Source organism: Vibrio sp. S/42/10 (genome assembly GCF_029890535.1).
Classification (GTDB): domain Bacteria; phylum Pseudomonadota; class Gammaproteobacteria; order Enterobacterales; family Vibrionaceae; genus Vibrio; species Vibrio cyclitrophicus.
In genome coordinates this window covers 319,014-342,071 of sequence record NZ_JAKMZC010000004.1, presented here as the reverse complement: position 1 = coordinate 342,071, position 23,058 = coordinate 319,014, and the positions used below count along the sequence as shown (strand labels likewise).

Annotated in this window: 23 protein-coding genes; 6 read left to right on the top strand and 17 right to left on the bottom strand. The window is 44.1% G+C overall.

Annotated features, from left to right (window positions below):
* Window positions 1-21: 21 nt before the first annotated feature.
* The 17 genes from L8S15_RS07290 to aspS form a co-directional block, all read right to left on the bottom strand.
* Window positions 22-1,053 (bottom strand): potassium channel family protein, encoded by a 1,032-nt coding sequence (locus tag L8S15_RS07290; protein ID WP_010437923.1) that lies wholly within the window; start codon window positions 1,051-1,053, stop codon window positions 22-24.
* Between the two features lie 174 nt (window positions 1,054-1,227).
* Window positions 1,228-2,289: a quinolinate synthase NadA gene (nadA, locus tag L8S15_RS07285; protein WP_010437921.1), complete on the bottom strand. Its 1,062-nt coding sequence runs from the start codon at window positions 2,287-2,289 to the stop codon at window positions 1,228-1,230.
* A 232-nt stretch (window positions 2,290-2,521) separates the two neighbouring features.
* Complete coding sequence (gene ybgF, locus L8S15_RS07280) at window positions 2,522-3,304, bottom strand: tol-pal system protein YbgF (RefSeq protein ID WP_010437918.1); 783 nt, start codon at window positions 3,302-3,304, stop codon at window positions 2,522-2,524.
* Between the two features lie 33 nt (window positions 3,305-3,337).
* Complete coding sequence (pal, locus tag L8S15_RS07275; RefSeq protein ID WP_010437916.1) at window positions 3,338-3,880, bottom strand: peptidoglycan-associated lipoprotein Pal; 543 nt, start codon at window positions 3,878-3,880, stop codon at window positions 3,338-3,340.
* A 112-nt stretch (window positions 3,881-3,992) separates the two neighbouring features.
* The gene (gene tolB / locus L8S15_RS07270) at window positions 3,993-5,345 is read right to left on the bottom strand and encodes a Tol-Pal system beta propeller repeat protein TolB (RefSeq protein ID WP_280572282.1); all 1,353 of its coding nucleotides are present in this window, start codon (window positions 5,343-5,345) and stop codon (window positions 3,993-3,995) included.
* Window positions 5,346-5,357: 12 nt separating this feature from the next.
* Complete coding sequence (gene tolA, locus L8S15_RS07265) at window positions 5,358-6,425, bottom strand: cell envelope integrity protein TolA (RefSeq protein ID WP_016768401.1); 1,068 nt, start codon at window positions 6,423-6,425, stop codon at window positions 5,358-5,360.
* A gap of 13 nt (window positions 6,426-6,438) precedes the next feature.
* The gene (locus tag L8S15_RS07260; RefSeq protein ID WP_010437899.1) at window positions 6,439-6,882 is read right to left on the bottom strand and encodes an ExbD/TolR family protein; all 444 of its coding nucleotides are present in this window, start codon (window positions 6,880-6,882) and stop codon (window positions 6,439-6,441) included.
* A gap of 3 nt (window positions 6,883-6,885) precedes the next feature.
* Complete coding sequence (tolQ, locus tag L8S15_RS07255; RefSeq protein ID WP_010437896.1) at window positions 6,886-7,569, bottom strand: protein TolQ; 684 nt, start codon at window positions 7,567-7,569, stop codon at window positions 6,886-6,888.
* Window positions 7,559-7,996 carry a tol-pal system-associated acyl-CoA thioesterase gene (gene ybgC, locus L8S15_RS07250; protein ID WP_016788831.1) on the bottom strand — a complete coding sequence of 146 codons (438 nt, stop codon included), beginning with the start codon at window positions 7,994-7,996 and terminating at the stop codon, window positions 7,559-7,561. The genes tolQ and ybgC overlap by 11 nt, the downstream gene beginning before the upstream one ends.
* A 174-nt stretch (window positions 7,997-8,170) precedes the next feature.
* Window positions 8,171-8,473: a cyd operon protein YbgE gene (gene ybgE / locus L8S15_RS07245; protein ID WP_010437891.1), complete on the bottom strand. Its 303-nt coding sequence runs from the start codon at window positions 8,471-8,473 to the stop codon at window positions 8,171-8,173.
* Complete coding sequence (gene cydX, locus L8S15_RS07240; RefSeq protein ID WP_000270284.1) at window positions 8,466-8,573, bottom strand: cytochrome bd-I oxidase subunit CydX; 108 nt, start codon at window positions 8,571-8,573, stop codon at window positions 8,466-8,468. Before cydX ends, ybgE begins: the two co-directional genes overlap by 8 nt.
* Before the next feature lie 31 nt (window positions 8,574-8,604).
* Window positions 8,605-9,741 carry a cytochrome d ubiquinol oxidase subunit II gene (gene cydB / locus L8S15_RS07235; RefSeq protein ID WP_010437847.1) on the bottom strand — a complete coding sequence of 379 codons (1,137 nt, stop codon included), beginning with the start codon at window positions 9,739-9,741 and terminating at the stop codon, window positions 8,605-8,607.
* Window positions 9,742-9,754: 13 nt separating this feature from the next.
* A complete protein-coding gene (gene cydA, locus L8S15_RS07230) occupies window positions 9,755-11,341 on the bottom strand; it encodes a cytochrome ubiquinol oxidase subunit I (protein WP_010437845.1) in 1,587 nt (528 codons plus the stop codon).
* Between the two features lie 552 nt (window positions 11,342-11,893).
* Entirely contained in the window at window positions 11,894-12,910 is a 1,017-nt protein-coding gene (gene ruvB / locus L8S15_RS07225) for a Holliday junction branch migration DNA helicase RuvB (RefSeq protein WP_280572273.1), read from the bottom strand.
* A 103-nt stretch (window positions 12,911-13,013) separates the two neighbouring features.
* Entirely contained in the window at window positions 13,014-13,625 is a 612-nt protein-coding gene (gene ruvA, locus L8S15_RS07220; protein WP_010437841.1) for a Holliday junction branch migration protein RuvA, read from the bottom strand.
* A 152-nt stretch (window positions 13,626-13,777) separates the two neighbouring features.
* The gene (ruvC, locus tag L8S15_RS07215; RefSeq protein ID WP_008219936.1) at window positions 13,778-14,299 is read right to left on the bottom strand and encodes a crossover junction endodeoxyribonuclease RuvC; all 522 of its coding nucleotides are present in this window, start codon (window positions 14,297-14,299) and stop codon (window positions 13,778-13,780) included.
* A gap of 212 nt (window positions 14,300-14,511) precedes the next feature.
* Window positions 14,512-16,284 (bottom strand): aspartate--tRNA ligase, encoded by a 1,773-nt coding sequence (gene aspS / locus L8S15_RS07210; protein WP_010437836.1) that lies wholly within the window; start codon window positions 16,282-16,284, stop codon window positions 14,512-14,514.
* Window positions 16,285-16,566: 282 nt separating this feature from the next.
* Between aspS and L8S15_RS07205 the strand changes: the two genes are divergently transcribed.
* From L8S15_RS07205 to L8S15_RS07180, 6 genes are all read left to right on the top strand, one after another.
* Window positions 16,567-17,472 carry a DUF72 domain-containing protein gene (locus tag L8S15_RS07205; RefSeq protein WP_016799803.1) on the top strand — a complete coding sequence of 302 codons (906 nt, stop codon included), beginning with the start codon at window positions 16,567-16,569 and terminating at the stop codon, window positions 17,470-17,472.
* Window positions 17,473-17,611: 139 nt separating this feature from the next.
* A complete protein-coding gene (gene cmoA / locus L8S15_RS07200; RefSeq protein WP_010437832.1) occupies window positions 17,612-18,340 on the top strand; it encodes a carboxy-S-adenosyl-L-methionine synthase CmoA in 729 nt (242 codons plus the stop codon).
* Between the two features lie 114 nt (window positions 18,341-18,454).
* Window positions 18,455-19,426: a tRNA 5-methoxyuridine(34)/uridine 5-oxyacetic acid(34) synthase CmoB gene (cmoB, locus tag L8S15_RS07195; protein ID WP_010437830.1), complete on the top strand. Its 972-nt coding sequence runs from the start codon at window positions 18,455-18,457 to the stop codon at window positions 19,424-19,426.
* Between the two features lie 309 nt (window positions 19,427-19,735).
* Entirely contained in the window at window positions 19,736-20,476 is a 741-nt protein-coding gene (locus L8S15_RS07190) for an ATP-dependent zinc protease (protein WP_010437828.1), read from the top strand.
* Window positions 20,477-20,493: 17 nt separating this feature from the next.
* Window positions 20,494-21,999, top strand: a complete 1,506-nt coding sequence (locus L8S15_RS07185; RefSeq protein ID WP_016786660.1) for an inactive transglutaminase family protein — start codon at window positions 20,494-20,496, stop codon at window positions 21,997-21,999.
* Window positions 22,000-22,002: 3 nt separating this feature from the next.
* Complete coding sequence (locus tag L8S15_RS07180) at window positions 22,003-22,983, top strand: alpha-L-glutamate ligase-like protein (protein ID WP_010437811.1); 981 nt, start codon at window positions 22,003-22,005, stop codon at window positions 22,981-22,983.
* Window positions 22,984-23,058: the final 75 nt, after the last annotated feature.

The window sequence follows — 23,058 nt, the reverse complement described above, 5'->3', positions numbered from 1 at the left end:
AAAAGAAATCAAATACGCGTTCTAAAAGCCTTTCCAATCAAAATCATCAATTCGCTCATCGGCGATATAAAACAACTTGGTCCCACTACTAACCACTTGATCCAATTCTGGGTTGAGTTCAATTCCGCTACCGGAATCTATTGCAATCAACGTTGCTTGATACTTCTTTTTAAACGCCGAGAAGATTGGCGCAACGGTGACAGGCTCGGCATCTTTAGGGTAATAGGTTGAATACTGTGTCATCCCCCTTGTAGAACTCAATAGCTCTTGATGCAACGCACTTGATCCTGGATCAACCGCAGCCTTTGCCAACATTTCAGCACCGACTGCTGGTATACACTCAGAATTAGGACAATGTTTATGTAACAGATCACTCAATGCTTCATCTTTAAAGTAAACGAGTAGATGCGCTTTAGGGTTTCGATTCGCGCAGTAAAGTGCCGCGGATAATGTAATGTCGTCTTCTGGGTTATCAATCAAGATACAACTGGCTGACTCGATACCGGTTTTCTCCATCTCTTTGCCATCAGTGTAGCTGTTCACTTTAACAAAGTTGATTTCTCCAGGTAACGGATTTTCAATATCCGAACGAGTACACAACACTATTGGTCGCTTACCCGTTTCTTCATGCTGTAACATACGAATTAGATGAATCGTTCTTTGTTCATTCCACCCAAGCATCAAAATGTGGTTGTCCACTCTAACTCTCCTTTTTCCTAGCAAGCCCGCTCGCCAATATTCAACACCTTCTGTCGCTACCTTACCTAGCAAGGCCGCGAAAAGACTCAGTCCACCCGGAATCACAAACAATATAACGATCCATTGCCCTGCTTCTGTTGTGGGCGATAAATCACCGTAGCCAACCGTAGACGCAGTCACGACTAGGTAGTAAGCGAACGTGGTAAACGAGCTGGTTAGCGCTGTTTCACCCGCTAAATACAAACTCGACCACGACAGAAATACGTAGCCTAAGAAGGTGAACAGTAAGTTTTTTCCATTCAAAACAAAGATATTTGCTTTGACCCAACGTTTGAGTTGTAACCAGATTATCATTCGAGCCTCAAATCCTTCGATCTTACTTACATGCTAGAAAAAATACCTGATATCAACAAGATGTATCATCAGAAAAAGATACATGACCACAAGATTGATACTAGCGAGCTATCTTTAGACACAAAAAAACCAGCACTATTGGCTGGTTTTTCGTTGGTTAGATAAAAGAACGGCTTACGCGTTACCTTTTACCTGCACATTTAACTGCTCAGCAAAATCTAGCATGCGGTTCAGTGGGATAAGAGACTTCACACGCAGTTCGTCAGAAACGAAGATCTCGTGTTGCTCACCACCGTTCTCAAGCGCATTTTCAATCGCTTCAAGGCCATTCATCGCCATCCAAGGACAGTGTGCACAGCTGCGACAAGTTGCACCAGCACCCGCTGTTGGCGCTTCAATCAGTTCTTTTTCAGGAACCAATTGCTGCATCTTGAAGAAGATGCCTTTGTCTGTCGCCACGATCATCTGTGGGTGAGGAAGCTCTTTCGCCTTCTTAATAAGCTGGCTTGTTGAACCTACAGCATCCGCCAGTTCAACCACACTTGCTGGTGATTCTGGGTGAACCAAAATAGCCGCTTCTGGGTATACCGATTTCATTTTCTTCAAAGCATCAGCTGAGAACTCATCATGAACGATACACTCACCTTGCCAAAGCAGCATGTCGGCGCCAGTTTGATTTGCGATATAAGAACCTAGGTGACGGTCTGGGCCCCAAATAATGGGTTTGCCTTCGGCGTCTAGGCTTTCAACGATTTCTAAAGCGATACTCGACGTAACCACCCAGTCTGCACGAGCTTTAACAGCCGCAGAGGTGTTCGCGTATACAACCACGGTATGGTCAGGATGAGCATCACAAAATTCTGTAAATTTATCAGCAGGACAGCCAAGGTCAAGTGAACATTCCGCTTCCAGCGTTGGCATTAATATGCGCTTCTCGGGAGTCAGAATCTTTGCAGACTCACCCATGAAACGAACACCAGCGATGATCAGCGTACTTGCTGAATGACGGTTACCAAACTTGGCCATTTCCAATGAATCGCCAACAAAACCACCAGTATCTTCAGCCAGAGCCTGAATTTCAGGGTCTGTGTAGTAGTGTGCAATTAGAACTGCATCTTTTTCTTGAAGTAGTGTTTTGATATTCGCGATGTGTGCCTGTTTCTGAGCATCACTCAAAGGAACTGGCTTAGGCGGAAACGGGTAAACTGTATCAATTTTATCTAGTATATGACTCATTGCTCTTGCTCTACGCAACTTCTTCCGAGAATCCGAGTATTCTACACAGGACAGCGATTGGGATCAAAAAGGATTGGTTGCAAACGGCTACTCGCTAATACTCAAAAAGCATAAACAAGTCTTTATGTAACTATTACGAAGGGAGTAACTGGTTACCTAACAGCAGTAAGCCAGTATTTATCGAAATACTGCGGATATAAAAAAGAGGTACCTAAGCACCTCTATTTTTGATTTATAAGTGAGTCTTAGCCACTTTTGCCGAGGCACTGTTTGGATACTCGGTCACGACTTGTTGGTAATATTTTTTAGCTTGCGTCGCATTGTTGTTACGCGTTGCTATATCACCAAGCTTAACCAGAGCATCTGCTCGCTTATTTGAGTCTTTGTAAGATACAACAGCGGCAAAACTTTTCACGGCTTCTTTATCTTGCTTCTTAGCAAAATAAAGCTGACCTAACCAGTAATGAGAATTAGGCGTGAAAGTAGAATCTGGGAAGTCTTTTTGAAACTTTTGGAATGCTGCGATAGCACCCGTGTAGTCTCGTTGCTTTAGAATCATGTCTACAGCATTTTGATAAGCGGTTTGCTCATCAACATCGGTACTGAACGTACCAGAGGCATCTTTAGAGCCTTCGCTCGCTGCTACTGCTACCGTTGCTGTTCCGGCTGCTTTCACCTCGCCTCTTACACGATCCAGTTCAATGAACAGTTCACGTTGGCGCTCTAGCATTTGTTTCATATCGTAACTGTTTCGTTCCAACTCACCACGAAGTTCACTGATCTCCAGTGCCATGTCGTCGATTTGCTGTTGCATTTGAAGCTGAACGAGGTTTCGATTTTGAAGCAGGCGCTCTAAACGCTCAATATCTGATTCGTTAGATGCTGATCGAGAGGAAGATGTTGAATTGGTTGCGGTGCTATTGAGATCGGATACTGGGGCTGGTGCAGCGAACGCAATGTTCGCTGCACTTGCCAGTAACGAAAGCAAAATGACTCGCTTTGTGTTACTGAACATGAGGCAATTCCTCAATTATATAATCTACTAAAATTAGTAAACTAGTACTGCGCGACGGTTTTTAGCGTACACATCTTCAGATTGACCAAGAAGAAGTGGCTTCTCTTCACCGTAGCTTACGATAGAGATTTGGTCAGCTTGAACACCTAGAGCTTGTAGGTATTTCGCTACAGCTTGTGCACGGCGCTCGCCAAGTGCGATGTTGTACTCAGGAGTACCGCGCTCATCAGCGTGACCTTCGATAGTAACGTTCATGTCAACGTTCTTAACTAGGTAAGCTGCGTGAGCTGCTAGCATTTCTTCGTAGTCGCCAGCGATAGTAGAGTTATCGAATGCGAAGTAGATTGTTTGAGTTTCACGTAGCGCTTGCTCTTTAAGCTCTTGCTCAGACAGTTGACCGTTAGCGTCAATTGGCGTTACAACAGTTGTATCTACGTTGCCTTCTGTACCTGAAGTTGTTTGGTTGCTTTCAGTACCAGATGTTGCAGATGTTGCTTCATCAGTTGAGCTACATGCCGTTACTGCCATCACTGGTAGTGCAATCATCAAGCCTTTAAGAACTTTGTTAAGTTGCATCTTTTTTTCCTTACGTTATCAAACTTAGTTTCTACAGCCGACTAAGTGCTATAGATAGTTAAATGCCACAATAGTTAACACTATCAATAGCTAATAGAATGTATCACTTTACCTAGAGGAACGGTGACCATGCCGGCGCTCTTACGCGTCCGTTGGTTGCCGGTAATCTAGCTTTAAAACGGCCATCGATAGAAACCATCGATAGTACATTTGTTTTATTGTAAATAGAGCTATAGATAACCATACCTCCATTCGGTGCAATACTTGGGGATTCATCTAACAGAGTTTTTGTTAGTACCTGAACCGCACCCGTTTCCAAATCCTGTTTCGCCAAGTTGAAACCTGAATTACTACGATTGACCATGATCATGAATCGTCCATCAGGGGTGATTTGACCACCTAGGTTTTGGCTACCTTGCCAAGTAATACGAGACGTCGAGTTATTTAACAAATTTACATTATAAATCTGAGGTTTACCACCACGATCCGAGGTAAAAATAAGAGACTTGCCATCTGGGTGCCAGAACGGTTCAGTATTATTTGAACGACCACGAGTAATCTGAGTCAGCTTACGACTAGCAAGGTCAAGTGTGTATACCTGAAGGCTGCCTGTCTTCGATAATACCAATGCCAATGTTTTACCATCCGGTGAGAATCTTGGCGCACCATTGTGACGAGGGTATGACGTCACCTTCTCACGTTCACCGGTATAAATATTCATAATGAATATTTCAGCTTGGCCATTTTGGAAACTCACATAAGCAAGCTTCTTACCGTCTGGTGACCATGCTGGTGACATCAGAGGCTGCTTAGAACGAAGCACTAAGCGCTCGTTGAAACCGTCATAGTCAGCCACACGAAGTTGGTATGGGTATTGGTCTTTATCGTTTACGACCACATAAGAAATACGGGTTAAAAACGCCCCTTTTTCACCAGTCAGCTCTTCATAAACTAAGTCAGCTATACGGTGCGCATACTCTCTCAAGCGTTTACCTGGAACCGTCGCTTTCTTGTTAAATAAAACGTGGTCTTTAGAAAGTACGAGTTGGCCTTCATCACTCAACGCGCGGCTTTGCCCTTTGGTTAACTGACCACGAACAATGTCGATCAATTGGTAATTAACCACATACTGCCCTTCGGCATTCTTAGTGATGCTACCGGTAAGCAATGAATCAACACCTAGATTCGTCCAAGCATCAAAATCCACCTCAGCTTCACTGTAGGGTGTTTGAGGCATTTTGCTTGTTGCAACAGGGCTGAATTTACCGCTGCGTTGTAAGTCAGAAGCGATAACCGCTGATACATCGTGTGGTAATGGCTCTTCGCCTTCCCAGCGGAAAGGTACAATAGCGATAGGTCTTGCAGAGTTTATACCGTCTGTAATAACCAGCTCCAGCGCTGCATGTGCAAACTGGCTGCTTGTCGCTATTATGAAAACAAAACTCAGTAATAGTTTTTTTAACACAAGTTCGTCCTTTTACTCTGGTGATACAGTTAAGTTAATGTCTTTCAGTGATTTCACAATGTCTGGGTCTTTAGGCAACGGATAAGATTGCACTTGAGCCACGGCACGCTTGGTTGCTGCACACAATCGGCTATCACCATCCAAAATACTCAAGCTTCCCAAAATCGCATTCGAACCTGTTGGAATAAGCTTAAGGTTCACTCGACAAGAGCGCCCTCTATAACTGTCTTCTAACAGTAAGTTTTGCTGAATAAGTTGAGTATAAATCGCACCATAGCGTTGTGCTTCATCACTTATAAATTGTTGTTTCGCCGAAGAATTTTGAGTCGACTCAGTTTCAAGCCCAGCAAAGATATCGTTCAATGCTGCTTCCTGCTGTTTACGCTCTTTTTCTGCTTTTGCTGCAGCTTCTTTTGCCTTACGGGCTTTTTCTGCTGCGGCTGCCGCTTCTTTTTCTTTCGCTATGCGTTGCTTTTCGGCGCGTTCAGCAGCTTCTTTCTCTTTACGAGCTTTGTCTGCTGCTTCTTGCGCGGCTTTTTCTTTTGCCACGCGTTCTTGTTCCGCTTTTGCGATTGCCGCTTCTTTGGCCTTACGCTCGTTTTCTGCTTTCACTAACGCAGCTTCTTTCAACTTACGATCTGCTTCTGCTTTAGCGGCTTTCTTTTGCTCTTGCTGTAAACGCGCTTCTTCAGCTTGACGTTGTTTCTCTTTCTCAACTCGACGTTTTTCAGCTTCACGAGTCGCTTTTGCTTCTTTCGCTTGCTGCTCTTTCAGCTTGCGAATGTTTTCTTCTTCAGCTTTACGATTCTTTTCCAGTCGTTCACTTTCACGTCTGAGCTTGTCTAGACGTTCTTGCTCTTTCTTGCTCGCGGCTTCTCGTTGTTGACGAATCTGTTGAGCTTGCTGGCGAACCAACTGAGGGTCAATCACCACAGCTTGAACCATCTGCCCTGTCGGCTTAGGTTCTGACATCGTGAAATCCGCTCCCCAAATGAGCGCAACGAATAAAATGACGTGCAGCCCAAGAGAAATAAGAAGCGGTGTTCTGAAATTATTGGATTTTTTATTATTCGCTTTCATGAATGCTACGGAGCTATTCCCTTATATCCGTTAAAAGGCCAACCTTTGGCACACCTGCACGGCTTAATTCATCAAGTAACAAAACCACTTCAGCGTAAGGTGTTGCGGCATCACCGCCAACCGCTACTGGAGAGCTTGGCTTCAGAGACAATTCAGCTTTCACTCGGACGATAATCTCCTCCAGTGACAAGCCACGCTGTACTTCTTCGTTATTCACGCTCAAACCAAATTCACCGTCTTTGTTCACTTCGACGATAATAAAGCTCGCGTTGTCATCACCCAATAGGTCTTGTGCTGACTTAGCTGTTGAAGCCTGAGGCAATTCAACATCAACACCTTGGGTAACAAACGGTGACGTCACCATAAAAATGATCAGCAATACAAGCATAACGTCGATGTAAGGTACAACGTTAATCTCTGCTGTCATCTTGCGTTTTTTAGGTTGGTATCCAGCCATCTATTATTCCCTGCCAGCCATCGCTTGACGGTGAAGAATACTGTGGAACTCTTCAGAAAAAGTCGCGTAATTGTGCTCGAGCTTACCTACACGGCTGCTGAAACGGTTATACGCCATTACTGCTGGGATTGCAGCGAACAAGCCCATTGCTGTTGCGATAAGTGCTTCCGCAATACCAGGTGCAACCATCGCTAACGTAGCTTGTTTTACTTCACCGAGTGCGATAAATGAGTGCATGATGCCCCAAACCGTACCAAATAGGCCGATGTATGGGCTAATAGAACCGACGGTCGCTAAGAAAGGTAAGTTGGTTTCTAGCTCATCAACTTCACGCGCAACCGCAACCCGCATTGCACGACCAGTACCTTCCATAATGAAGTCTGGAGATGTCGCATTTGATTTACGTAGGCGAGCGAACTCAGTAAAGCCTGCGTAGAAAATCTCTTCTGTACCAGAAAGCTCATCTTTGCGTTTATTGCTCTCTTGATACAATTTAGCAAGATCAACACCAGACCAGAACTTATCTTCAAACACTTCAGTTTGTTTAGAAGCTTGAGATAACACTTTACTTCTTTTTATGATCATTGCCCAAGAAACAACAGACATGCCCATAAGAACTAGCATGACCATTTTAACCAGTAAACTGGCTTCTAAAATTAGGCCTAAGATTGAGATTTCAGCAGTCACTATTCGTTAGCTCCGTAAGAATAAATGTTGGCATTGCCTTGGGTTTCATTTTTTGATTGTCGATACATGCTACCTTAACCATTGCTTTACACAATGCTTTGCCATCAGGATTTACGATCTCTTGACAGAAGACCAAGCTAGCTCGCTTCAATTCGTAAATATTTGTAATGACTTGTAAAGAGTCATCAAGACGTGCGCCTCGAATAAAATCAATGTCCATATGTCGGACTACGAAACCGATATTTTGTTCTAACAATACTTGTTGAGAAACGCCAATCGAGCGCAGCATCTCAGTTCGAGCACGTTCAAAAAACTTGAGATAGTTAGAATGGTACACGACCCCACCCGCATCGGTATCTTCGTAATATACGGTTACTGGCCACGTAAACGGCTTAGATAATCCCTGCAAATTAATACCACAACCCAAAAACGATAAAGATATCACTATAACCTAACTCATTATCATTAATAGTATATGGCTGTGAATTTTTTGAGTTAAGAGACGAAAAAAAAGGCCATCTGTATAAGATGACCTCTTTTTGACTAAAAACCCAACAACGACCTAGGTTTACTTTGTAACAAACCCAATCCGCAGCCTTATTTAGATAAGGCGTAACGCCGTTAGGTAGAGCAAAATTGTGAGTGAAACGTATGGGCTAAACAGCAACTGCCACATCCAAGCTCTTGGCTTAAAGCCGATACCGTAAACCATGCTTGAGCAAACTGCCCAAATAAACATTGGCCCAATGATCGCGTTAAAGCCACCGATGCTTGTCGCATACGCTTCAGGATCCCACATCACTAAACCAACATGCATGAAGCCCAATATCAGGGATAAGGCTCTTAACAGAGTCTTATCCATTGGTTGATGCAGTTTAGCGACTTGCTCTGCGAGATTACTCACTGTCTTTGTCCATCATTTCTGAATGCTCAAGCCAAAGAGCATTGATGATGCCGAATGCACATGCTAGAAGTACACCCAAAATCCATGCGAAATACCACATAAAATTTCTCCTAAGTTATTTCACTTCTAGCTTAGTAAGCTGAAACGTCGTTATCTTCGATGTGTTTCTTATCCAAACGACCGAACATTTTGTAGTATGTCCAAGTTGTGTAGCCAAGAATCACAGGAACCATTACCGCCGCAACAGCAGTCATTAGGCCAAGAGTTAGCTCACTTGCCGTAGAATCCCACATAGTCAAACTATGGTTAGGGTTCAGGCTTGATGGCATTACGAATGGAAACATTGCAAAACCAGCAGTCAAAATAACACCAGCATTAGATAGACTCGAGAACAAGAATGCGAAGCCACCGCGTTCAAGGCGAGATGCAATCACAGCAAGTAGTGGCATTGCTACACCAAGAATCGGTGCTGCCCACATTGCAGGGTACGTTTCGAAGTTTGTCATCCACGCACCAACTTGAAGTGAGACTTCTTTGTTTAGTGGGTTTGAATCAGCAAATGTATCAATAGTGCTCGTAATTACATAGCCTTCGATAGATTGAACCCAGAAGCCACCAATAACGAATAGAGCAATAGCAATTAGGCCAGTGATCTGAGCAACGTTACGTGCACGGCTGTGCAGTTCTTCTGTTGTCTTCATTTGAAGCCATGTAGCACCTTGCATCACGAACAACATCAGAGCCAACACGCCACATAGCAATGCAAATGGGTTTAGCAGAGCGAAGAACGTACCATGGTACTTAGACATCATTAGGTCGTTCAAGTCGAATGGTACACCTTGTAGTAGGTTACCAAACGCCACACCAAAAATGATTGGCGGAACGGTACCACTGAAGCAAAGTGCATAATCCCAAGCCTTACGCCATTTTGGTTCTTCTATCTTTGAACGGTAATCAAGAGCAAGTGGACGTAGCCAAAGTGCTGCTAGAGTCACGTACATAGCAAAGTAGAAACCAGAGAAAGACGTCGCGTAAACTAATGGCCATGCAGCAAACAATGCACCACCAGCCGTAATTAACCATACTTGGTTGCCGTCCCAGTGAGGAGCAATAGTATTCAGCATAATACGACGTTCAGTGTCGCTCTTACCGATAACAGGTGATAGGGCTGCAACCCCCATATCGAAGCCATCAGTCACGGCGAAACCAACCAGTAGAACACCGATCAATACCCACCAAATAAGTCGTAAGCTTTCGTAATCAAACATAATATTCCCTCACTTATACTTCAACTGAACGGCTAACTTTGTCTTCAACAGAGCTATCGTTTTGTTCGAAGTGGTAACGGCCTGTCTTTAAGCTACTTGGACCTTTACGTGCGAATTTCAGCATTAGGTAAACTTCAGCAATCAAGAACACTGTGTAAAGTGCAAGAATTGCGAATAGAGAAGTCCAAAGCTGACCGATAGTTAGTGCTGATGCGGCAACGTTAACCGGTAGGATTTCACCAACCGCCCATGGTTGTCGACCAAACTCAGCAACGAACCAACCCGCTTCAATCGCGATCCAAGGCAATGGGATTGAGAACAGCGCCGCTTTAAGTACCCATGGTTTCTGTTCAATCTTCTGACGACACGTTTGAACAAACGCAGCACCGAATACAAACAGCATAATGAAGCCACAAGCAACCATCAGACGGAATGACCAGAATAGAGGCCAAACTGTTGGGATAGAATCATCCGCAGCCATTTGGATTTGGTCTTCTGTTGCATCAACAACGTCGTCTGTGTAGCGCTTAAGAAGTAGACCGTAACCTAGGTCACCTTTCACTTCGTCGAACGCAGCCATGTTTTCTTCAGATTTGTCGCCTGCACGTAGCTTTTCTAACAACTCATACGCGTACATACCAGTGCGGATACGATCAACGTGATCATCACGTAGGTCACGCAGGCCCGTTACTTCTTTATCAAGAGAACGTGTTGCGATGATACCCATTACGTAAGGAATTTTAATTGCGTAGTCAGTATTCATTGTTTCTTGGTTTGGAATACCAAAAACAGTAAACGCGGCTGGTGCTTCTTCAGTGTGCCACTCTGCTTCAACAGCAGCTAGTTTTACTTTTTGAACTTCACCAAGCTCGTAACCAGATTCATCTCCTAGCACGATAACTGACAAAATTGCCGCCATACCGAAAGAGGCTGCAATCGCAAAAGAGCGACGAGCAAAGGCAACGTCACGACCTTTAAGAATATAGTATGAGCTGATACCAAGGATGAACATTGCACCCGTTGTGTAACCAGACGCTACCGTATGCACGAATTTAACCTGTGCTACTGGATTTAGTACAACTTCAGCGAAGCTCACCATTTCCATACGCATCGTTTCAAAGTTAAATTCTGCACCCACTGGGTTTTGCATCCAGCCGTTTGCTACCAAGATCCAAAGCGCTGAGAAGTTAGAACCAAGAGCGACTAACCACGTTACTGCTAAGTGTTGACGCTTTGACAACCTGTCCCAACCGAAGAAGAAAAGACCAACAAAAGTAGACTCTAGGAAGAATGCAACAAGCGCTTCGATAGCTAGCGGAGCACCAAAGATGTCGCCAACGTAGTGAGAATAGTAAGACCAGTTAGTACCAAACTGGAACTCCATGGTTAAGCCTGTCGCTACACCAAGGGCAAAGTTAATACCAAACAATTTACCCCAGAACTTAGTCATGTCCTTGTAAATTTGCTTGCCAGTCATTACATAGACTGACTCCATAATGGCAAGTAGAAATGCCATACCTAAAGTCAGTGGAACAAATAAGAAGTGATACATCGCTGTAAATGCAAACTGCAATCGCGACAGATCAACAACATCAATCATGGTAACTCCTTTGTGTCGGCTGAATGACACTTGTGTGATTAATCACCGCAAAAATCCATGTTAAAACAATTTATGTAATTGTTATTACAAATTGAAATTTGTAGCAAAAACGTACCGTTATAGTTAGATTATTGTTAAGCATGAGCTAATATAGCTAGCGCTAATATTACTTGTAAAATCAGTATGTTTCAAAAGGTTTATAGGAGAAGCTTGCTTTGATTTGTATCAATATTAGTCCAGCAAATTAGAGTTATTTTTGAACAACTATGATTAAAATCACACCAATTTAGCTTCCATTAATAACAGCGCTTAATATCCGTGACAAAAGCTAGACATCGCTACAACATGCAAATCACAACTACCTATAAAGTATTAACAAAAGATATGACAAGTTATTTCATTTTTTGTTACCTAAATCAAACTCGGAATCAAAGTTTCCATTTTTGAGATCCGATACTCGGCCTTTTTATCGACTTGCTCAAAGAGTTGTTATTCAATAAAAACCAAAAAATCCCAGTGCTTATGCAACTGGGATCTTTAAAAATGAATAATCTAACGATTGGAAGGTTTGTCGATTCCGAAGTGTAAATACGCTCTGTCGGTAGCAATTCGGCCTCGCGGGGTTCGTTGCAAGTAGCCTTGTTGAATCAAGTATGGTTCCAGCACATCTTCAATGGTGTCTTTCTCTTCGCCAATGGCTGCTGCCATGTTGTCAATACCCACAGGACCACCACCAAACTTCTCCATAATCGCGAGTAGAAGCTTTCTGTCCATATAGTCAAAACCTTTGGCATCGACGTCCAACATATTGAGTGCCTTGTCCGCCACGTCTGGGCAAATATGCCCATCGCCTTTCACTTCCGCATAATCGCGCACACGGCGTAATAAACGGTTTGCTATACGCGGTGTACCTCGAGCACGGCGAGCAACTTCTAATGCTCCTTCCGACTCCATCGAAAGTCCAAGGCAATCAGCACTGCGCTGAACGATATTTTGTAGATCTTCGACTTTGTAGTACTCAAGGCGTTGAGTAATACCAAAACGATCACGCAGTGGAGACGTCAGTGAGCCAGCACGCGTGGTAGCACCAATCAATGTGAAGGGAGGAAGATCAATCTTGATAGAACGCGCCGCAGGCCCTTCACCAATCATGATATCCAGTTGGTAGTCTTCCATTGCTGGATATAGAACCTCTTCAACCACAGGGCTTAAACGGTGGATCTCATCAATGAATAACACGTCGTTTTCTTCAAGATTAGTCAACAGAGCGGCCAAGTCGCCCGCTTTTTCTAATACCGGGCCTGAAGTCGTGCGAATGCTAACATCCATTTCGTTCGCGACAATGTTTGCCAATGTGGTTTTACCTAAACCAGGAGGGCCAAATATCAACAAATGGTCCAGAGCTTCATTTCGCATTTGTGCTGCTTGAATGAAAATTTCCATCTGGTTGCGAACGTGGTCCTGACCTTGATAGTCGGCTAACGCCTTTGGACGTATTGCACGGTCGACAACATCTTCATCTTTAAAGACCGGATTATCCGGTGCAATCAGGCGATCAGCTTCAATCATAAATTTTGCTATTCCTAACTCTGCTCTTCCTGACTTTGCGCTTCTTGAATCTGTGTAAAGGCAAAGTGAATGAGTCTATTATATAGAACAAGTATATGGGAGATTAAACCATCGACTTCAATGCTTCGCGAATCAATTGTTCGCTGGTCATGCCATCTTTAGCCACTTGAGCTACAACTTTAGATGCTTGAGTCGGTTTATAACCCAATGCAAGTAGTGCGCTTACCGCTTCTTCTTCAGCATCGTGAACCGTTGGCAGTGAGTCCATTGGCGCTGCGTCCGTTGCAGGAGTAAATAGATCACCTGCACCCCACCCTTTCAAGCGGTCTTTCATTTCAACAACCAGACGCTCTGCTGTTTTCTTACCCACACCCGGCAGTTTCACTAGCGTAGAGATGTCTTCACGCTCAACGCTCTGAACGAATTGGCTCGCCGTCATTCCAGAGAGAATACCAAGACCAAGCTTAGGGCCAACACCGTTTGCTTTAATCACTTCACGGAACAGCGCACGCTCTTTAACCGTGTTGAAACCATAAAGTAGTTGCGCATCTTCACGAACAACAAAGTGAGTGTAGATAATTGCCTCTTCGCCAACGTTTGGTAATTCATAAAAACAGCTCATTGGCATTTGAACTTCATAACCAACACCACTCACTTCGATTAGTAATTCTGGTGGCTGTTTTTCTATTAATGTACCGCGTAGACGTCCGATCACAATTCACTCTCTTGATGGAATATAATTTGAGGGACAGAATATAAAAGAACTGGATGCTTATCCAGTTCTTTGTGTTTATTGGGATGATTTATTTAAGCTTGCTTAGCTTGAGAAACCGAATGATTCTGGCTTCAGAAACGCCATAGCCTAGGTTATCGGTAACGCCCTTTTCTTGCACCTGTTGCTTTACCCGCAAGCGCTATCAAAGTTTTATTGGTGTTAGCGTGAGTGATCGCTACACCTAAAGCATCAGCAGCATCAGCCTGTGGCTTGGCTGGTAACTTAAGCATGCTCATCACCATATTCTGAACCATAGACTTGTCAGCACCACCGTTACCCGTCACCGCTTGTTTAATCAAACGAGCCGCATATTCATGTACAGGCAAGTCTGCATTCACCGCAGCCACTATCGCACTACCACGCGCTTGACCAAGTTTAAGTGCTGAATCAGCATTCTTCGCCATGAACACTTGTTCGATCGCGAATACGTCAGGCTGGAACTGGGTGATGATTTCGCTCACACCGGCATAGATCTGCTTTAAGCGACCCGGCAATTCTTTTTCTGACGTGCGAATACAACCGCTACCTAAGTAATATAGATGGCGACCATTTTGACGAATCACGCCATAGCCGGTAATGCGAGAGCCAGGGTCAATCCCTAAGATAATAGACATAACTTCAAATACTGATTATTTATACATGCTTTATGAACTTAGTATATCGGACGCAAAAAAAAATGCCCGTCAAATTAACGGGCATTTCGTTGTTCTGCGAAAGAAAAAGTTCTATCAAAAACTAAGTTTTGTTGAAAGCTAAAGTGCTATCTAAGACTTAAGCTCTATCGAAAACTCACTGCTTGATTAGAAAGCTGAGCTTAATCGTTTGATTAGTCTTCTTTCTTAGCTAAGTTAACAGCGATTGCTAGCTCTTCCAGTGATGCTGGGTTTGCTAGGCTTGGCGCGTCTGTTAATAGACATGCTGCTGCTGTTGTTTTCGGGAATGCGATAACGTCACGGATGTTCTCTGTACCACAAAGAAGCATTGCTAAACGGTCAAGGCCGAATGCTAGACCAGCATGTGGTGGCGTACCGTACTTAAGAGCTTCAAGCAGAAAGCCGAACTTCTCTTGTTGCTCTTGTGCTTCGATACCTAGGATACCGAATACAGCCGTTTGCATTTCTGCGTTGTGGATACGTACCGAACCGCCGCCCACTTCGTAGCCGTTGATTACCATATCGTATGCATCAGAATTAGCTGCTGCTGGGTTCGCTTTTAGCTCTTCCGCGTTCACACCAAGTGGTGATGTGAATGGGTGGTGCATTGCGTGCAGGTTGCCTTCGCCATCTTCTTCGAACATTGGGAAATCGATAACCCAAAGAGGAGCCCACGCTTTCTTGTCAGTTAGCTCTAGATCATCGCCTAGTTTAATACGAAGTGCGCCCATTGCTTCTGCAACAATGCTTGCTTTGTCTGCGCCGAATAGAATGATGTCGCCAGACTCAGCTTCTGTACGCTCAAGAATGCCGTTGATCACATCTTCGTTTAGGAACTTAGCAACTGGAGATTGGATACCTTCCATGCCTGCAGCACGATCGTTAACCTTCATCCAAGCTAAGCCTTTCGCGCCGTAGATGTTTACGTGTTCAGCGTAACCGTCGATTTGCTTACGAGTTAGCTTAGCACCGCCCGGAACACGGATAACCGCTACGCGACCTTTTTCGTCGTTAGCTGGGCCAGAGAATACTTTGAACTCAACGTCTTTAACCAAGTCAGCAACGTCAACTAGCTCTAGTGGGTTACGTAGATCTGGCTTATCAGAACCGAAACGACGAATCGCTTCAGAGAAAGGCATTACTGGGAATTGGCCTAGTTCAACATCTAGAAGTTCTTTCCACATATCGTGAACAAGCTTCTCAGTCACGTTACGTACTTCTTGAGAAGTCATGAACGATGTTTCGATATCGATCTGAGTAAATTCAGGCTGACGGTCAGCACGTAAATCTTCATCACGGAAACATTTAACGATTTGGTAGTAACGATCAAAACCAGACATCATCAGCAGTTGCTTGAATAGCTGAGGAGATTGAGGAAGTGCGTAGAAGCTACCTTTGTGAACACGGCTTGGTACTAGGTAGTCACGAGCACCTTCTGGAGTCGCTTTCGTTAGTACTGGCGTTTCGATATCTAGGAATAGGTTCTCATCGAGGAAACGACGAACGAAGCTAGAAGCACGTGCACGAAGCTTGATACGGTCGCTCATTTCTGGGCGACGAAGATCGATGTAACGGTACTTAAGACGTTGCTCTTCAGAGTTCGTTTGGTTGAAGTCTAGTGGAAGCGCTTCTGAACGGTTGATGATCTCTAGGCCTGTCGCGTAAAGCTCTACTTCACCAGTAGCCATGTCTTTATTTACTTGGCTGTCAGGACGAACACGTACTTCACCAGTAAATTTGATACAGAATTCATTACGCAGTTGGTTAGCGATCGGGAAGATATCTTTCATATCTGGATCGACAACAACCTGAACGATGCCTTCACGATCACGCATATCAATAAAGATAAGACCGCCTAAATCACGGCGACGGTTTACCCAGCCGCACAATTCTACAGTTTGTCCCGCCAGGGACTTGTTCAGGTTACCACAGTAATGGGTACGCATAATGAATTTCCCAATCTCTTAATTATTTACTAATTTCCAAGCTGTCAGTGGTCATTCCACACAACAGAGCAAAGGAACATTTATACGCGGAAACTCGCCTAAAATCGACCTTCCACATTCGAATTTATTGTGTTTTATCTGGCTTTGCTGCTTTTTAGCCCACCAAGTGCGCAAAGATTCACCAAAACCAGGAAAATTGCGATAATTATATCTCGAAAGTACCTTAATCAGCAAAACTCTCGTACAGTAGATTTTAGGGCGTGATGGATAACGGTGTAATAGATGAATGATCGTGAAATAACAGCAGAAACTTTACCTTTAAGACTTGGATTAACCATGTGGTCTCACTCTGAATGGCAAAGTCAGTTCTATGGCAGAGGCACCAAGCCAGCCGAACGCCTAGAAAAGTACACGCAAGTTTTTCATACCGTTGAGGGCAACACGACCTTTTACGCTACGCCAAGTATGTCGACAGTTCATAATTGGAAAGCCGCCAGTCACGATGATTTCAGGTTCACCTTTAAGTTGCCCAAATTCATTACCCACCAGCAACAACTCAGACACTGCCAAGCTGAGCTCAAAGAGTTCTTGATGACTATGTCGCCACTCCACGATCGCATTGGTCAATGGACAATTCAACTGCCACACAGTTTTGAGCCCAGCATGCTGCCTGCCCTACAAAAGTTTTGTACGTTATTTCCAAAAGACATGCTGCTTGGCGTTGAAGTTCGACACTTGGGTTTCTTTGATAAGGGTGATGCAGAGAAGCGCTTCAATCAGTGGCTAGTTGAGGAAGGCATCAATCGCATCATTATGGACAGTCGCCCTGTGTTCTCAGCGCCACCAACCACGGAAGCGGTGATCGATGCGCATCAGAAAAAGCCGCGTGTTCCCGTTCATGCGATTGCGACGGCCAATAACCCGATGATTCGATTTATTGGCCACACAGACCAAGGACCTAATATTGAGTTTTTTAAGCCTTGGTTTGCCAAAATTCCAAACTGGCTTAGTGAGGGCAAACAACCCTATTTAATGATCCACACCCCAGACAATAATCACGCACCTGAGCTTGCGATAGCTATTTATAAGCGCTTACAAAAGCAAGTGTCTGAAAATACGTCATTGTTATTACCCGATCTCGCTCAGTTTCCGGCACAGAAAGGCAATCATCAAATCTCGATGTTTTAATCCCTCACCCTTATATACAGCCAAACACTAGGAGTAATCTCAGTTTTCGTGACAGCAGTGTTTTTTTTACGTAAAATACGTCCCCTTTTATTTGGTACGAAATCTGTGCCAATTACGCTGACTGTCGAGAGAGAATGCCATGAGCAACACAGACAATATCTTTTCCGCTCCTATTGATAAAATTGGAGACTTCACCTTTGATGCAAGGGTTGCTGAAGTATTTCCGGATATGATTCAACGCTCAGTGCCCGGCTACAGCAATATCATCTCTGCGATCGGCATGTTAGCTGAGCGCTTTGTAAAGCCACATTCAAATATATATGATCTAGGTTGCTCTCTTGGCGCGGCTACGCTTTCAATGCGCAGACACATTCAACAAGAAGGTTGCACGATTTTCGCTGTTGATAATTCAGAAGCGATGGTTGAGCGCTGTAAATTGCACGTTAATGCTTACCGCAGCGATACACCTGTCGAAGTGATTGAAGCGGATATTCGTGAAATCGAAATTAAAGACGCCTCTGTTGTGGTGCTGAACTTCACGCTGCAATTTCTGTCTCCGGACGACCGATACGCATTACTTGAGAAAATTCATGCGGGCCTGCGTCCTGGTGGGATCTTAATCCTGTCAGAAAAATACGTATTCGAAGACGAAAGTTCAAATGAATTGCTTATCGACCTGCACCACGACTTTAAACGTGCTAACGGATACAGCGAGCTGGAAGTCAGCCAGAAACGCAGCGCTATCGAAAATGTGATGCGTCCAGATTCAATTCCAGTTCATAAGCAGCGTTTTGAAAAGATTGGCTTCTCAAGTAGCGAAGTGTGGTTCCAATGCTTCAACTTCGGTTCGATGTTCGCGATTAAATAGCGCTGAACCACAATTGGCTAAAGTCTGAAGCTCTCATATTTTAGCCCTTAATTTCCCTGTGTTATGGCTATAAGGCTGTACACATTATGAATTCCACAACGGTTAATATTATTCATGTTTAATTTTGCTAACTTTTATCAACTCATTGCCCAAGACACTCGCCTACAGCCGTGGCTCAATATTCTTCCTCAACAGCTGACGGATTGGCAAAATGCAGAGCACGGTGACTTTGACCGTTGGTTACGTGCACTGAACAAGATCCCACAAGGCGTGCCTGATCAAGTTGATTTAAAGAACTCTGTGACTATCGGCAGCAGCACACCATTTCAAACGGGTGAGCTTAAAAAGCTAGAGAGCTTATTAAAGACGTTCCACCCTTGGCGTAAAGGTCCTTATACCGTTCATGACATTCATATCGATACAGAATGGCGCAGCGACTGGAAATGGGACCGTGTACTTCCGCATATCTCACCACTTAAAAACCGCTCTGTACTCGATGTAGGTTGCGGTAATGGCTACCACATGTGGCGTATGCTTGGCGAAGGTGCTCGCTTAACGGTGGGTATCGATCCCTCTCACCTATTTTTGGTTCAGTTTGAAGCGATTCGTAAGTTGATGGGCGATGATCAACGCGCTCACCTGTTGCCTCTAGGTATTGAGCAGCTGCCAAAGCTAGAAGCCTATGACACGGTATTCAGCATGGGTGTGCTTTACCACCGCCGTTCACCGCTTGATCATTTGATCCAATTAAAAGACCAATTGGTATCTGGTGGCGAATTGGTGCTTGAAACGTTAGTGATTGAAGGTGACGAAAACGCTGTTCTTGTTCCTGTTGACCGCTACGCGCAAATGAGAAATGTCTACTTTTTCCCATCAGCTCGCGCTCTAAAACGTTGGCTTGAACAGGTTGGCTTTGAAGGCGTACGTATTGTTGACGAAAATGTCACAACGATTGGTGAACAACGCACAACAGAATGGATGACGCACAACTCTCTACCTGATTACTTAGACCCGAACGATCCAAGTAAAACAGTAGAAGGTCACCCTGCACCACGACGTGCGATTCTAGTGGCGACAAAGCCATAAACTTAATAGCAATAAGAATACGAACTCGACAGCAACAAAACTTTAAATTTCAGGCCACAAAATCAACATTTCTTGTGGTAAAGAAATCATAATTTTCTGCGCTGAGAGCTCTACTTCAAAGAGCGTAAATTGAACAAAAGTTGACTTATGTTTAATAAGTGAGCTATTTAAAATAGCAATAATTGGCGCAGCGCTCACATTGCGATTCAATATGACCAGACTCTTACAATAGGATGCTTCACGCATCCTTTTTTGTGGGCTAAACTCTTAAATAGTCTGAACTATTCTCTAATTCTCAAAGGTTTTTTTATGTTTAAGCGATTATCGCCAATTGTGGCGGTTGGTTTGCTCTCTGGCTGTACCCTGACAAACGGTGCGGCCTACCACCAAGAAACTCTCGACGCTATTTCCCGCTCAGAGACAAACATCGCAAATAAGGTTCAAAATCTTGAACTGCAACTAAGCAATCAAAGTGATTACATTGAAAGCTTAGAAGATGAAATCACTACCCTATCTAATCAATTAGATGTTCATCTAACAAACATGGAACACCGCGTTATTGAAGAGTTAACGGAAGAGGAACCGGTTGCGGTTGCTGCGGCACCTATTGCCCCAACATTGCAGCCAACCATTCTTGGAGGAATCGAAAAAGTATCTATTGACTCTATCAAGCAGAGCTTTGATGCTCGTGTTGATACTGGCGCAACGACTTCTTCTTTGAACGCTGTCGACGTCAAAGAATTCGAACGTGATGGTAAGAATTGGGTTAAGTTCCATCTAGACGATAAAGCACAAGCCGTAGAAGACCAGAAATGGATTGAAGCACCTGTTGTACGTTATGTAAAAATCCGTCAATCAACCAATGATCAAGCAGAACGTCGAGCTGTGATCGAATTATGGGTGAAAGTTGGAAAAATCCATGAAAAAGCGCAATTTACATTGGCGGATCGCTCTCAAATGAGTCACCCTGTATTACTAGGGCGCGAATTTATCAAAGACATAGCGCTAGTAGATGTAAGTAAAAAGTACGTACAAACGGAAGTTAAATAACAATAGTAGGGTAAGCTATGACGTCTAGAATTCCATTTTATATCTCTATTTTCCTGCTCATCGTAGCAGGTATAACGTTGAGTATGTTCAGACATACCACCTACGGCGTACCTTGGACTCCAGGGGAAACTAGGCAAGTTTGGGATGTTGAAGCTCGCATCGAGTTCAACGCAGTAGGTAAAGAAGCAAAAGTTTCACTAGCCGCTCCTCATACTCAGTCTAACTATACGCTTATCGGCGAATCGGCTTCATCACCAGGTTACGGTATTTCTTATTTGAATACTGAATCAGGTCGCCGTGCAGAGTGGTCTATTCGCTATGCAGATGGACCGCAAACCATCTACTACAAAACACAATTCTTAGTCGACAACCAAGCAAAAGTGAACGATACCCCACCAGAGGGGGAAGTTACACAGCCAAGTTTCGACGGTCCAGAGGAAGCGGCATCTCTTGCATTGATCGATAGAGCGACTAAACGTTCAGCTGACAATCTAACGTTCACTCGTGAGCTAATCAAAACGCTTAACGATCCTGACAGCCAAAACTCAGCGCTGATTCTGAACAACATGACGAAAGTAGAAGCGACACACAAGCTACTTTCAGCAGCAAAAATACACAACAAAGTAGTTGGTGTTATCGAACTGGAAGATGGACGCCGTCGTCAATCCATCCAGAACATGATTCAAATTTGGGATAATGACCAATGGATTTTATTCTCTCCTGAATCAAGCCAACAACAAGTGCAACAAAACCTACTCATCTGGGATGAGTCGAACGTATCTCTATTGGACGTTGTAGGTGGCCAGAACAGTAAAGTTCACTTCTCTATGATTGCTCAAGAGGTTTCGCCAACTGAAGCAACCAACAGCAAAGTATCAGCTGATCAGCTATTGAACTTATCAATCCACAGCCTACCGTTAGAAGAACAAGCGATGTTTAAAACCATCATGCTGATCCCTATCGGTGCCCTAATTGTTGTGTTCTTACGCGTCATCATCGGTTTGAAAACGTCTGGTACGTTCATGCCGGTACTGATTGCGGTAGCGTTTGTTCAAACTCAACTTGTAACCGGTATTGTCGGCTTCCTATTAATTGTCGGTACAGGTCTTGTCATACGCAGTTACTTGTCCAAACTCAACCTCTTATTGGTTGCAAGGATATCCGCCGTAATCATTACGGTGATCATGATTATCTCCGTGTTTACTGTGGTCGCGTTTAAAGTAGGGTTAACTGAAGGGCTATCCATTACGTTCTTCCCAATGATTATCTTGTCTTGGACTATCGAACGTATGTCTATCCTTTGGGAAGAAGAAGGCGCGAAAGAAGTTGTACTACAAGGTGGCGGCTCACTATTTACCGCGGTACTTGTTTACTTAGGTATGACTAACCCGTTCATTCAACATTTAACGTTCAACTTTATTGGTTTGCAGCTGGTTATTCTAGCGACCATCTTGCTACTAGGTAACTACACAGGCTACCGCCTAACCGAGCTTCGTCGCTTTAAACCGCTAGCGGAGGACTAAGTTATGTTTGATCAATTTACTTCACCGTTTAAGTTGAAAGACAAAGGCATAATGGGGATGAACAAGCGTAACCATAGTTATATTGGTCGCTACAATGATCGTTCCAAGTATCCACTGGTTGATGACAAGCTTAAGACTAAGATCATTGCTGAACAAGCAGGTGCAACCGTACCAAAGTTGATTGGCGTGATTGGTCATCAAGCTGAAGTAAAAACAATCCACAAGATGGTTAAAGAGTGGCCAGGTTTTGTAATCAAGCCAGCTCAAGGTAGTGGCGGTAAAGGCATTCTTGTTGTTACCTCTCATAAGGACGGCGTTTATACTAAACCATCCGGTTCAACCATTAATGAAGAAGATGTAGAGCGCCACATCAGTAACGCGCTAGCTGGCCTTTTCTCACTCGGTGGTAAGAATGATGTCGCTGTAGTTGAAAACCTGATTAAGTTCGATGAGTGTTTTGACGGCTTCAGTTACGAGGGTGTGCCAGATGTTCGAATCATTGTATTCAAGGGCTACCCTGTAATGGCAATGATGCGTCTATCCACTTCCGCGTCTGATGGTAAGGCGAACTTGCACCAAGGTGCTGTGGGTGTCGGTATTTGTATCGCAACCGGCAAGGCCGTTCGTGCGGTTCAGTTTGACCATCCAGTGACACACCACCCAGATACGGGTAAAGAGTTGGCGCTACTTCAGGTGCCGCATTGGGAGAAACTGCTGACCCTTGCATCAAGTGCTTGGGAAATGACGGGGTTAGGCTACATGGGGACGGACATGGTTTTAGACCAAGAAGAAGGCCCAATGGTACTGGAGCTCAATGCTCGTCCTGGATTGGCAATACAAATTGCAAACGGTGCTGGTTTATTACCTCGCTTGCATCATATTGAAAACCTAGGCACACCCGCTGAATATCCTAAACCTGCAGAGCGTGTTGCCTACGCTGCTAAGCAGTTTGGTGTTCACGGAAACGAAATAGTTCCGAGCTAAGCTCATCTAATAAAAAGCCAAACGACTGAGCAAGTAATTTATACTGAATCTAGCTCAATAAAAAACCGCATAGCT

Bases quoted from the DNA above. Each gene is read 5' to 3' on its own strand.
- L8S15_RS07290 (WP_010437923.1), bottom strand. From the start codon at position 1,053: ATGATAATCTGGTTACAACTCAAACGTTGGGTCAAAGCAAATATCTTT.
- nadA (WP_010437921.1), bottom strand. From the start codon at position 2,289: ATGAGTCATATACTAGATAAAATTGATACAGTTTACCCGTTTCCGCCT.
- ybgF (WP_010437918.1), bottom strand. From the start codon at position 3,304: ATGTTCAGTAACACAAAGCGAGTCATTTTGCTTTCGTTACTGGCAAGT.
- pal (WP_010437916.1), bottom strand. From the start codon at position 3,880: ATGCAACTTAACAAAGTTCTTAAAGGCTTGATGATTGCACTACCAGTG.
- tolA (WP_016768401.1), bottom strand. From the start codon at position 6,425: ATGAAAGCGAATAATAAAAAATCCAATAATTTCAGAACACCGCTTCTT.
- L8S15_RS07260 (WP_010437899.1), bottom strand. From the start codon at position 6,882: ATGGCTGGATACCAACCTAAAAAACGCAAGATGACAGCAGAGATTAAC.
- cydX (WP_000270284.1), bottom strand. From the start codon at position 8,573: ATGTGGTATTTCGCATGGATTTTGGGTGTACTTCTAGCATGTGCATTC.
- cydB (WP_010437847.1), bottom strand. From the start codon at position 9,741: ATGTTTGATTACGAAAGCTTACGACTTATTTGGTGGGTATTGATCGGT.
- cydA (WP_010437845.1), bottom strand. From the start codon at position 11,341: ATGATTGATGTTGTTGATCTGTCGCGATTGCAGTTTGCATTTACAGCG.
- ruvB (WP_280572273.1), bottom strand. From the start codon at position 12,910: ATGATTGAAGCTGATCGCCTGATTGCACCGGATAATCCGGTCTTTAAA.
- ruvC (WP_008219936.1), bottom strand. From the start codon at position 14,299: ATGTCTATTATCTTAGGGATTGACCCTGGCTCTCGCATTACCGGCTAT.
- aspS (WP_010437836.1), bottom strand. From the start codon at position 16,284: ATGCGTACCCATTACTGTGGTAACCTGAACAAGTCCCTGGCGGGACAA.
- L8S15_RS07205 (WP_016799803.1), top strand. From the start codon at position 16,567: ATGAATGATCGTGAAATAACAGCAGAAACTTTACCTTTAAGACTTGGA.
- cmoA (WP_010437832.1), top strand. From the start codon at position 17,612: ATGAGCAACACAGACAATATCTTTTCCGCTCCTATTGATAAAATTGGA.
- cmoB (WP_010437830.1), top strand. From the start codon at position 18,455: ATGTTTAATTTTGCTAACTTTTATCAACTCATTGCCCAAGACACTCGC.
- L8S15_RS07190 (WP_010437828.1), top strand. From the start codon at position 19,736: ATGTTTAAGCGATTATCGCCAATTGTGGCGGTTGGTTTGCTCTCTGGC.
- L8S15_RS07185 (WP_016786660.1), top strand. From the start codon at position 20,494: ATGACGTCTAGAATTCCATTTTATATCTCTATTTTCCTGCTCATCGTA.
- L8S15_RS07180 (WP_010437811.1), top strand. From the start codon at position 22,003: ATGTTTGATCAATTTACTTCACCGTTTAAGTTGAAAGACAAAGGCATA.